Source organism: Nocardia sp. CDC519 (assembly GCF_059509835.1).
This window is the reverse complement of the sequence record NZ_CM183377.1, coordinates 3,222,963-3,223,831: the sequence shown is the minus strand read 5'-3', so window position 1 is coordinate 3,223,831 and position 869 is coordinate 3,222,963. Positions and strand designations below refer to the sequence as shown.

Below are 869 nucleotides of genomic sequence, written 5' to 3'. Positions count from 1 at the left end.
CCGTAACCTCGCTTCCGGAACACCACGCAAGCGCTCCCCGACGACACCCGGACAGGACGCTCACCTATCCAAGCGTGGCGTCCACTTCTCCGAGCTCAGTTCTCGTATCAATCAGACAAAAATGTTCATTGGCACTATCTGTCCGCCGGGCCACTTGTTACATGGGCACGACCGGACCCGAGGTCGCCCACGCGGCACATCCGCGAACTTCGCTGCTGATCACCGAATCAATCTACCGTCGCCCTGGGCACCGGACCAACCAACGCCCATAGCCTGCGGACATCGTCGCTGGCGGCGGGGCCGCGAGGCCGTTCGCGGGCTCCGGACCATGCTCACACCCACGCGATCCAGCAGGTGAGTAAGGCGACAATCAGCAGGTCCGCGCTCTGGTTGTGATGCGCGTCCGGCTGCGATCAGCCGATCACGCCGGCGCCGGGGATCAGCGTCACCCGGCCCGTGGCGGTGACGAGCACCGGGCCTGCACCGACCCGGACCCGCAGCGGAGTACCGGACGTCAACCAAGCGACACCTCCTGCTCCCGTCACCATGCTGTGCCAGTGCACCGCGAGTTCCTTCGCCGGCCCGTCCCCTTCCTCGGCCCGGAACCGCAGCACGATCACCTGCGGGTCATCGGGCGGGCGTTCGGCCATAACCGCCGCCGCACCCAATTGCGGTGACAACCCCGGATCGCGCCAGTACACCACCGGAGTGGTCGATCCGGCCGGAGCGGCGCCGGCTGTCGATCCGGCGAAGGCCGCGGCAATCGCGGCGGCTGCGATGCCGCAGGTAGCCCACCGTGAAGGAGTCATACGAACAGACACTAGGTCGCCGCCAGCGCCCGCCGGACAGCCGTCCCTTCCTGGCGGATT

The 869-nt window shown here is 67.3% G+C and carries 1 protein-coding gene; it reads right to left on the bottom strand.

Features of this window, described 5'->3' with window-relative positions:
* Positions 1 to 413 precede the first annotated feature (413 nt).
* Positions 414 to 809, bottom strand: a complete 396-nt coding sequence (locus tag AC5W7N_RS14430) for a hypothetical protein (RefSeq protein WP_495923993.1) — start codon at positions 807 to 809, stop codon at positions 414 to 416.
* Positions 810 to 869: the final 60 nt, after the last annotated feature.

What these genes read in the sequence shown, in the direction of transcription:
- AC5W7N_RS14430 (WP_495923993.1), bottom strand. Translation starts at nt 809, where the DNA reads ATGACTCCTTCACGGTGGGCTACCTGCGGCATCGCAGCCGCCGCGATT.